Annotated in this window: 9 protein-coding genes and 1 pseudogene; all 10 read right to left on the reverse strand. The window is 65.3% G+C overall.

Translation table 11 applies throughout. The features are described from left to right. Positions 1–358 (reverse strand): shikimate dehydrogenase family protein (locus tag FKP22_RS12390; protein ID WP_375140577.1); only part of this gene is annotated, 358 nt, incomplete at its 3' end. A 14-nt stretch (positions 359–372) separates the two neighbouring features. Then, positions 373–1,497 (reverse strand): porin, encoded by a 1,125-nt coding sequence (locus tag FKP22_RS12395; protein ID WP_141287799.1) that lies wholly within the window; start codon positions 1,495–1,497, stop codon positions 373–375. A gap of 125 nt (positions 1,498–1,622) precedes the next feature. Then, the gene (locus FKP22_RS12400) at positions 1,623–2,630 is read right to left on the reverse strand and encodes a TRAP transporter substrate-binding protein (protein ID WP_141287800.1); all 1,008 of its coding nucleotides are present in this window, start codon (positions 2,628–2,630) and stop codon (positions 1,623–1,625) included. A 55-nt stretch (positions 2,631–2,685) separates the two neighbouring features. Then, on the reverse strand, positions 2,686–3,966 hold the full coding sequence (locus tag FKP22_RS12405) for a TRAP transporter large permease subunit (protein WP_141287801.1): 1,281 nt from the start codon (positions 3,964–3,966) through the stop codon (positions 2,686–2,688). An 18-nt stretch (positions 3,967–3,984) separates the two neighbouring features. Beyond that, positions 3,985–4,569 carry a TRAP transporter small permease gene (locus FKP22_RS12410; protein ID WP_141287802.1) on the reverse strand — a complete coding sequence of 195 codons (585 nt, stop codon included), beginning with the start codon at positions 4,567–4,569 and terminating at the stop codon, positions 3,985–3,987. 185 nt (positions 4,570–4,754) lie between these two features. Beyond that, positions 4,755–6,104, reverse strand: coding sequence for a HipA domain-containing protein (locus FKP22_RS12415; RefSeq protein ID WP_170200867.1), 1,350 nt, complete (start codon positions 6,102–6,104; stop codon positions 4,755–4,757). 1 nt (position 6,105) lies between these two features. After that, a complete protein-coding gene (locus tag FKP22_RS12420) occupies positions 6,106–6,393 on the reverse strand; it encodes a helix-turn-helix domain-containing protein (RefSeq protein ID WP_141287804.1) in 288 nt (95 codons plus the stop codon). A 178-nt stretch (positions 6,394–6,571) separates the two neighbouring features. Then, entirely contained in the window at positions 6,572–7,342 is a 771-nt protein-coding gene (locus FKP22_RS12425; protein ID WP_141287805.1) for a TetR/AcrR family transcriptional regulator, read from the reverse strand. Positions 7,343–7,361: 19 nt separating this feature from the next. Beyond that, positions 7,362–8,489, reverse strand: coding sequence for a glycosyl transferase family 90 (locus FKP22_RS12430; RefSeq protein ID WP_141287806.1), 1,128 nt, complete (start codon positions 8,487–8,489; stop codon positions 7,362–7,364). 128 nt (positions 8,490–8,617) lie between these two features. Next, a pseudogene (locus tag FKP22_RS12435) lies at positions 8,618–9,272 on the reverse strand (MSMEG_0569 family flavin-dependent oxidoreductase); the annotation flags it as partial.

The following is a 9,272-nucleotide window of genomic DNA, read 5'->3' on the forward strand; positions in this document are numbered from 1 at the left end:
CCTTGCGCAAAGCGCCGCGCACAAAGCCCTCGCCGTCGAACAGGTCGCCGAGCAGGCTGCCATCGGGCCGGCGCAGGATCGCGTTGCAGGCGCCAGCGATCTGCACCGCCGGCGTCGCTTCGTCCAGCAGGGCCACGGTGCTGACCTTGTGCGGCATCGTGACCAGCGCGCCGCGGATGTTGGTCAGCCGAAACAGCGATCTCAATACCGCTGGGTACTCGGGCGCCTGCACGCCCATCGGCACCACCACGGCGTCAATGCCGGCGTGCGCGAAATACGGGTTGTAGATCATCGGCGCCTTGAAGCTGTGCGTCGGGTAGCCGAGATGGGCCACCAGCGTGGTGGTGCCGCTGATCATCGCCGCGCCCTCGCTCAGAACGCCATGCGCAGGCCGGCCTGCAGCACCTGCTTCTGGCTGATGTATGCCTTCAGCTCGCCGGTGGCGATGGAGCCGCCGGCGTACAGGAAGGTGTTCTTGGACAGGCCGTAGCGCGCGGTCAGCGCCAGCTTGCCCAGGTCTGCATTCGCGCCACCGCTGGCCGCCTCGTACTTCATGCGCGTGAAGTTCAGGCCGAAGACCAGTGCGGTGCTGGCCGGCACCTCGGCGCCGATGGTCCAGCCGTCAATCTCGTGCGCGGTGAAGCTGCTGTCGCCGGTCACCAGCAGGTTGGTGACGCCAGAGGCTGCGCCATTGACGCTGCCGGTGGCCAGGTCGGTGTTGCGCTGCAGGCCACCCTCCAGCTTCATGAAGCCGAAGTTGTAGTTGGCGGTGAAGCTGAGCGACTTGTTGGTGTTCTCGCCGGTCGTGCGCGACTTGTTCCACTCGTAGGTCAGGCCGGTGTAGAAGGGGCCGCTGCTGTAGACGGCACGCAGGCCGTGGAAGCGGTCCGCCGTGCCTTCGCCCGGCGCGATCTGGCCGGCCGCGGTGAAGCCGGCCCAGTTCGGCGTCTGGTACTGCACGACGTTGTCGGCCCGCGGTGCGTTGAACCACATTGGCAGCGCCTTGCCCATGTTGGTCACCGCCGTGGTCGGGTTGTTGACCAGCGCGTTGGCAAACGGGTTGCCCTGGCCGACCACCGAGTCGCTGAGGATGTACTGGCGGCCCAGGCGCAGCTCGCCGGCATTGGCCGCGCTCAGTGCAATGAAGGCCTGGCGGCCAAACGCCCGGCCGCCCTGGCCCAGGGTGCCGGTGTCGGCGTTCAGGCCGGATTCCAGCAGCACCGAAGCCTTCAGCCCGCCGCCCAGGTCTTCGGCCACGCGGATGCCCCAGCGCGAGCCGTTCAGGCCGTTGACGACACCGTCATTGATCACGTTCTGCACACCGCCACCAGCATGGCTGCCGGGCGAGTAACGCGACATGTTGACGTCCAGCAGGCCGAACAGCGTGACGCTGGACGTGGCCGGCGTGGCCTGGGCAGCGGCCAGGCCGTGCGACAGCAGCAGCACGGTGGCCGCGGCGGTGGTGTTCAGGTGGTGCAGGCGTGGGCGGGTGTTCATGGGATGTCGCTCCTCGGAAGGGATGTCTTTGTGGGCTCTGTCAAAAAAACAGGCATGAGTTCGCCTGCCGCGCCGCCTCGAAGCGGCGCGCGAACAAGGAAGGGGAACGGCGTTGTGCCCGGCGTCTACTTGCGCAGCTTGGCCAGCTCGGCGTGCAGCGCAGTGACCGTCTCAACGCCGGCGATGGCCGCGTGCTTGTCGATCACCGGCTTCAGCTTCTCGCGGATCTTGGCCAGCTCGGCCGGGCTGAATTCGCTGACCTGCATGCCGGCCTTCTTCAGTGCGTCCAGCGCCTGGCCGGTCTGCTCGCTGGCGACCTGGCGCTGGTATTTCGCGGCCTCGGCTGCAGCGTCGCTGAAGAGCTTCTTCTCGTCATTGCTAAGCGCACCCCACAGCTTCTGGCTGACCAGCACCGCCTGGTGGTTGTACTGGTGGTTGCTCAGCGTGAGGTACTTCTGCACTTCGTAGAACTTGTTGATGTTGATCACCGACAGCGGGTTCTCCTGGCCGTCGATGGCTTTCTGCTCCATCGCCGCGTAGACCTCGGGGAAGGCCATCGGCGTGGGGTTGGCGCCCAGCGCGGAGACCCAGTCGACATTGATCGCATTCGGAATCACGCGCAGCTTCAGGCCGGCAATGTCCTCGGCCTTGGTCAGCGGCCGTTTGCTGTTGGTGAGCTGGCGGAAACCGAGGTCGAAATAGGTCAGGCCGTGCAGGTTCTTGGCGTCCAGCTTGGCCAGCATCATCTGGCCGAACGGGCCGTCCACCACCGCGTCAGCCTCCTGCGCGCTGCCGAACATGAACGGGAAGTCGAACACCGCGAACTCCTTGACCTGAGAGGCCAGGATGCCGGCGTTCAGCGTCACCATCTCCAGCGTGCCACCCTGCAGCGCCGAGACGTTCTGTGCGTCCCCGCCCAGCACACCGCCCGGGAACAGCTTGACCTGCAGCTTGCCGCCGCTCTTGGCCGCCAGCAGCTCGGCGAACTTCTCCATGCCCATCACCAGCGGATGGCCCTTGGGGTTCTGCGTGGCGAACTTGATCGTGCGTTCCTTGATGTCCTGCGCAGTGGCGGCACCGAAGGCGGCCAGGCTTAGCGCGGCCAGCGTGGCCTTCAGGAAGAGTCGCTTCATGTTGTCGTGTCTCCGTTGTTTTCGGGTCTGAATCTCGGGGAAGGAAGCCAGGTGTTCAGCTGTGGAACCAGCGCGCCGGGCCGGTGACCAGCCAGGGGAAGAACACCATCAGGAACATCACGATGAACTGCGCGGTCATGAAGGGCAGCACGCCGCGCGTGACCTCGTCCATCTTCATGCGGCCCACGCCGGCCACCACGTTGAGCACGGTGCCCACCGGCGGCGTGATCAGGCCGATGGCGTTGTTGATGATGAACAGCACGCCGAAGTAGACCGGGTCGATGCCGGCGGCCCTGACCACCGGCATCAGCACCGGCGTCATGATCAGGATGGTGGGCGTCATGTCCATCGCCGTGCCCACGGCCATCACCAGCACCATCATCGCGATCAGCAGCAGGGTCTGGTTGCCCATGAAAGGCTCCAGCAGCGAGATCATCTTGGCGGGGATGTCGGCCACGGTGATCAGCCAGGCCGAGACCATGGCCGCGGCGACCAGGAACATGATGACGGCGGTCGTCTTCGCTGCCGTGACGAACACGTCCTTCAGCTGGCGCCAGTGCAGCTCGCGGTAGACCAGCGTGGAGACCAGCAGCGCATAGACCGCCGCCACCACCGCCGCTTCGGTCGGCGTGAACACGCCCATCTTCAGCCCGACGACGACGATCACCGGCAGGCCCAGCGCCCAGGTCGATTCCTTCAGCGCATGCAGCCGCTCGGCCAGCGAAGCCTTGGGCGGCGGCACGATGTTCTCGCGCTTGGCGACCCACCACCACGCGATGGCAATGCTCAGCCCCATCAGCAGCCCAGGCACGATGCCGGCAAGGAACAGCTTGCTGATCGAGACATTGGCCGCCACGCCGAAGATCACGAAGCCGATGGACGGCGGGATCACCGGCGCGATGATGCCGGCCGAGGCGATCAGGCCGCCAGCACGCGCCTTGTCATGGCCGGCGCGCACCATCATCGGCAGCAGCAGCGAAGCCAGCGCCGCGGTGTCGGCCACCGCCGAGCCAGACAGCGCCGCCAGCATGCAGGCCGCGACGATGGCCACGAAGCCCAACCCGCCGCGGCGGTGGCCCACCAGCGACAGCGCCAGCTTGACGATGCGGCGCGACAGGCCGCCGACGTTCATGACCTCGCCGGCCAGCATGAAAAACGGCACCGCCAGCAGCGGAAAACTGTCAGCCCCGTTGATCACGTTCTGCGCCAGGATCTGCGCGTCGAACATGTCCAGGTGCCACATCAGCGCCACGCCCGAGAGCAGCAGCGAATAGGCGATGGGCACGCCCAGCGCCATCACGGCAAGCAGCGAACCGAGGAAGATGAAGACGGTCATGGCACGGCTCCCTCGGGTTCAGCGCGGGAAGGTCATCGAGTTCGGGCCCTGCCCGATGGGCGGCGCCTTGTCGTGGCCCAGCGCTTCCATCGCCGCCAGGTCCTCGGACTCCTGCACCATCACCAGCTCATCGTCGGCCAGTTGGCCGCTGAGGGTGCGCACCAGGTCGCGCAGCAGCAGCACCGCGGAAGACACCGCGAACAGCACGCCCGAGCCGTAGAAGATCGCCACCGAGGCACCGGTCACCGGCGCCTCCACGTCCCAGTTGATGCGCGCCTGCGCAAGGCTGCCGGAGAACAGCAGCCAGGTGGCATACAGCATCAGCAGCTGGCCCAGCGCCAGGCAGACCTTCTTGCCGGCAGGCCCCAGGCGCGAGACCAGCATGTCCGAGCCCAGGTGGCCGTGGTCGCGCAGCGCAACGATGGCGCCCAGGAAGGTCATCCACACGAACAGCCAGCGGCTGAGTTCCTCACTGACGGCAATGCCAGAGTTCATGCCGTAGCGCAGCAGCACATTGCCGAACACCAGCAGCACCATCAGCGCCAGCATCAGCGCAATCGTGTACTCCAGCAGGCGGCAGTAGCCGTCGATCAGTTTCTTCACCGTGTCTCCTTGGGGCCTCGAAACGCCCACCCTGGCCAGCCGCGCCTGTCCCGGCGCGATCTGCACGACACGTAATGTACGAACTGGTTCGTTTTATAAATTCGGGGTTTACCCCTGCGCGCGACACACTCCCGGCGAGTGTTGGCGTCAATGCCACCCCCTCCCCGCAGTGCGCCAGTCCTGCGTCAGGCCGGTGGTTGCGTCTTCAGCCTGCTCAGCATGTCCTTGAGCGTGATGTGTTCGATGACTCGCAAAAGACGACCCTCCAGCGCGTAGTGGGCTGCCCGCGCTGGCGGGCACTCCGAGGCGAAGTCCTCGTGCTCCTTCTTGATGACAGCAAACTCGCGCTCGACTCTGGTCGCAACATCATTGACGATGTCTTGGGCAACCTTCGTCGGAAGTCCGAGGATTTGGCCCGCCTCGACAACGGAGGCAAGGGTGACTTCACGAAACGTCAGGGCGCCAGGCAGAGCGTAGGTCATCTTGACGTCGCTCCAGCGACCAGCCTCATCGGCGAGGGCCCTGGTGTGGTACGCGCCAGTGCACAGCAAGTCATAGTGCGGCGCCATCCTGACACCTTCGTGGTCGACAAAGAAGCTGAGGTTCTTCAAGTGGGAGTCGTCATTGGCGACCACGATGTTGAACACCAGCCACCTGAACAACGCCAGCGCGGTGGCAAGCTTGTTGGTGCACTTGGCAATGATGGCAACGAGCGCATCGAGGTTGGCTCCGGCGTGCTTGAAGAGGCGGTCCTTGTTCAGCAGCTGGCAGGCGTCAATCACATGCAGCCGATGCACCACTGGTGGCATCCCTGCGGCTCGCCTGGCGTTGCCCACCCTCTCCGTTCGTCTGTCGAAGCGCTGGATGAAGTACACCGGTTGCGGCACATACCTCAGCGCCACATGGGGAATTGACAACCTGGCGGCGCGGGCCATCCGCATGGTGGTGAATTCATTGAAGGCGGATGCAGGATATGTCTGCGCCTGTGGGTGGTCCGGCTTCAGGATGTAGGTGGACGGTGTCGCGCCTACGGGCTCGAAGACCTTGTCGCCCAACATGGAGACCAGCAGCTTGTGCTGGGCCCCGGCCACCGACATTCGCTTTGGCGCGCCCTTTGTCAGCGTCACCCTGGGTAAATTGGCGATGCGGCCGCTGAGCTCCTCGTCAGTCAGTTCGATGTATTCGGCAGTGTCCAGCAGGTCCTGGCCGGGCGGCAACAGGGTCAGTGAGCCAGTCGACTCCGCACCCAGGTACTCCAGCAACGCAAAAGCGTCTTGCGAGTCCCGGATGTTGGCCTCTTTCGCGATGTCGACGCGCAGCTGCTCTTCGGGCAGGAGGTTATCGAAGTACCACTGGACTGGGCGCATAGACCCACCATCGAGATGTTCGAGCCGCGCACGCGGCAGGGCCGGCGAAATGTCGAAGCTGCGTTCAAGGCTGACCCACTGCGGGTCGTAGGTGAAGCGCCAGATGCCATCACCTTCTCCGAGTACTCCGACCTGGTTTTTGGCGATGAAGACGTTCAACGTGCGCATGTCAGACGCTCTCATCGTCCGGCAGGTTCTGCTTGTCTGCGCGAGCCCTTTCAAGGCGCTTCAATGGCTCCATGGCTGCCTCAGGGACGTCGACAGAGAGCTCGATGCCCACGAGGCTCAGGAAGGCCATCATCGTGCTCAGCTTCGCCTGGCCTTTCTCTACACTGGTGGCGGTTTGTTTGCTGACGCCAACGGTCTGCGCCAATACGTCCAGTGTCACATGACTGTTGCGGCGCACCGCTCGGAGAGCCAAGCCAAGTTGTTCTGGCGACTTGATGACGACTTTCACTGTCAAAACTCCTAATTTCTTAGGAACTCTACCAGCCAATCATCGTTAGAGCTACTGTTTCGCCTAAGAACTTAGGAATTTCCGGATTAACCCAACTCGATTACGGATTTCTCCTAAGAATTTAGGCGAATCTTAGCGAGCCCACCCCGCGAAGCGCCTGAAAGCCCGCAGCCCTGAGCTACTTCAGCACGTAGCGCACCACCATCTCGGTGACATTGCGACGGCGCGTAGCCAGGTTGTCGGCGGCCTGCATGTCGCGCTTGAAGATCAGCCCGAAGGTGTGCTGGTTCGAGACGTTGAAGAAGCTCAATGCAGAGATCGAGGCATGGATGTCGATCGCATCCAGCCCGGCGCGGAACACGCCTTCGGCCACACCGCGCTCGTAGAGCTGGCGGATCGCGTCGATGGCCGGCACGTTGAGCTGCTGGATCTTGCTGCTCTGGGCAATGAACTGCCCGCGGTTCATGTTCTCGGACATCACCAGCCGGATGTACTGCGGGTGGCCCTGGTGATGGTCAAACGTGAACTCCACCAGCCGGCGCAGCGCCAGCTCCGGCGGCAGATCTTCCAGTTGCTGCTGCGCCTCGATGGCGCGCATCCGGCGGTAGGCCTCCTCCAGCACGGCCAAGTACAGCCCGTCCTTGCTGCCGAAGTAGTAGTAGATCATCCGCTTGCTGGTGTGAGTGGCGTCGGCGATCTCGTCGATGCGCGCCCCCGCCCAACCCTTCTCGGCGAATTCGCGGTAGGCCACCTCCAGGATGCCGGCCATCGTGCGCTCGGGATCGTTGGTGCGCGTGGGCGCGGGCTTGGGGTTGGGCTTTGCCGCGGTCCTGGCGGAGGGGGTCACAGTGGCCCTGCCTTGCGCCTTGGCCTGGCCCGTCGCGGCGATCTTCTTGCGCGCTGCGGGTGCGGGCGCCGTGCTCGCAGCCCCATGTACCTTCTGGTTCATTCAACGAGTATAGGGGCGGTCAGCCGCGCGAAAAGGACCAGGTGGTCGGCAGCGGTGGCACGAACCTCACACGGGTTGCGTAGGCCTGCAGCGTGAGCCAGTCGGCCGCATCACGCCAGTCCGTCCGGAGCTGGGGCGCGAGCAATTCGTGGGCTGCGGCGATGATCGATTCGCAGCGCGCCTCATCGGCCAACAGCGCTTCGACCGTCGTCTCGATGGCTTGGCGATTGGCTTGCACCGGCACGTAGTGCACGCCCGCCACAAGCCCGGCGTCGAGCGCGGTTTCCCATTCGCTTTCCACCAGCAGGACCACCGAATTCGAGAGCAGGCTCCAGTACTTGTTGGAGCCGATGTCATTGCCATCGACGACCAGCAGGAACTTGGACTGGCGCGCGGCCTCCTTGGACTGCCACTCGCCAACCAGCCCCCGCAAGAGATCCTGCAAGGGTGCGCTGGCCGCCATTCGCAGCCGCTGCAGGTCGGTCAGCGTCAGCTTCACGTCGGCCAAGGGACTCTTGCGCAGTTCGTCTGCCGCCCGCCAGCGCGTGACCCGGCGGGCCCGAGCGAAGTCCTGCGCATGGGCCTTCTCGCGGAACACGGCGTCGACCCACCAGATCTCCCGGTCCCAATCGCTGAGCGTGCCGGTCAGGCTGCCGCGCCAGGCCAGCCGGTTGCGCTTGGCCCGGAAAGGCATCGGGTCGGGCTGGTCGGGCAGGTTCGGTCCTCCGGGGCCCATGTAGTAGCGAGGCAGCGGCATGAGCACCACCTGCCCTCGCTGCACGGCGCGCCGGCAATACTGGATCACCGGGATGCCGCCCAGGCCTGGCAGCCTGTGGCGGTAGTCCCACCCCTGCGCGTCGCTCCAGTTGGTCAGGAACTTGCCCTGAAGGCCCCACGACCAGACCAGGTTCGCGAACTTCGTCTGCCGGACGCCCAGCAGCGGCCGCCCGGCACGGCGACCACTGTGCTGGAAGCACTGACGCTCGTCGGACCAGGTGCAGATCTGATCAAAGCCGTTGAGGGCATCGTAGGCCCTGGCATGACCGTCATACAGCGCCATGTCGCGCAGCGCGCTGCAGACCTGCGGCACACCTTCGTGCCAGTCCACGGTACCGCCGGCTGGCCAACCCGCCCAGCGATGCGCCATTTGCCTTTCCAACCAATCGTTCAAGCAGTTCCCCGTCAGGCTCGTCGCGAGCGCATGACTGTATGCGGTCAGCCGACGAACCTTGGCTCAGGAAGTGACCCGTCCAAAGCCGCAGGTCAGTGGCCGGCTCAGGCGGGACAGGCTTCGGTCGCGGCGGTGGCCACCCCGGCGCTGGGGCCTGCGCGGCGATCCAGGATGCGTTCAGCAATGAAGGCGGCGTCCCGGTCCACCCCGGAGAAGCGCCCCGAACCCCAGGTGTGCAGCCATGGCAGGCCGAGGAAATAAAGCCCCGGCACGCCGGTCACGCCGCGCTCGTGCACCGGGTGGCCACGGCCGTCGAACACCGGGGCTGCCAGCCAGCGGAAGTCCGGCGCGAAGCCGATGCACCAGATGACGGAGGTGATGCCGGACGCACTGAGCGACAGCGTCTCGCGCTCGCCTTCCGGCGCCCACAGCGGCGTGTAGACGCTGGGCGGCGGCGCGTCCAGGCCGAGCTTGGCAATGTGCGCGTCGATGCTGGCGTTGATGCCGTTGTAGGTGCGGTCGGCGCTGTCGAGCGCGGCGGCAAGCGTCGGCGCGAAGCGCAGGGTGTCCCCATCCAGCGCTTGCAGCGGACCGTAGAGCTGCATGCCTTCGAGGGCGAAGCGGCGCAGGTCGATGTCGCGCCCGCCGTCGCGGCCGGCCACGTAGTGGTTGGTGTTGTCGCGCACGCCTTCGCGCAGCGGGTGGGCGGTGACCGGCATGTCGTAATAACCCATGTCGGCCAGCCAGTCGACCACGTCG

Source organism: Ideonella azotifigens, from assembly GCF_006519715.1.
GTDB classification, from domain to species: Bacteria; Pseudomonadota; Gammaproteobacteria; order Burkholderiales; family Burkholderiaceae_C; genus Ideonella; species Ideonella azotifigens.

Bases quoted from the DNA above. Each gene is read 5' to 3' on its own strand.
- FKP22_RS12400 (WP_141287800.1), bottom strand. From the start codon at position 2,630: ATGAAGCGACTCTTCCTGAAGGCCACGCTGGCCGCGCTAAGCCTGGCC.
- FKP22_RS12425 (WP_141287805.1), bottom strand. From the start codon at position 7,342: ATGAACCAGAAGGTACATGGGGCTGCGAGCACGGCGCCCGCACCCGCA.
- FKP22_RS12405 (WP_141287801.1), bottom strand. From the start codon at position 3,966: ATGACCGTCTTCATCTTCCTCGGTTCGCTGCTTGCCGTGATGGCGCTG.
- FKP22_RS12395 (WP_141287799.1), bottom strand. From the start codon at position 1,497: ATGAACACCCGCCCACGCCTGCACCACCTGAACACCACCGCCGCGGCC.
- FKP22_RS12430 (WP_141287806.1), bottom strand. From the start codon at position 8,489: ATGGCGCATCGCTGGGCGGGTTGGCCAGCCGGCGGTACCGTGGACTGG.
- FKP22_RS12415 (WP_170200867.1), bottom strand. From the start codon at position 6,104: ATGCGCACGTTGAACGTCTTCATCGCCAAAAACCAGGTCGGAGTACTC.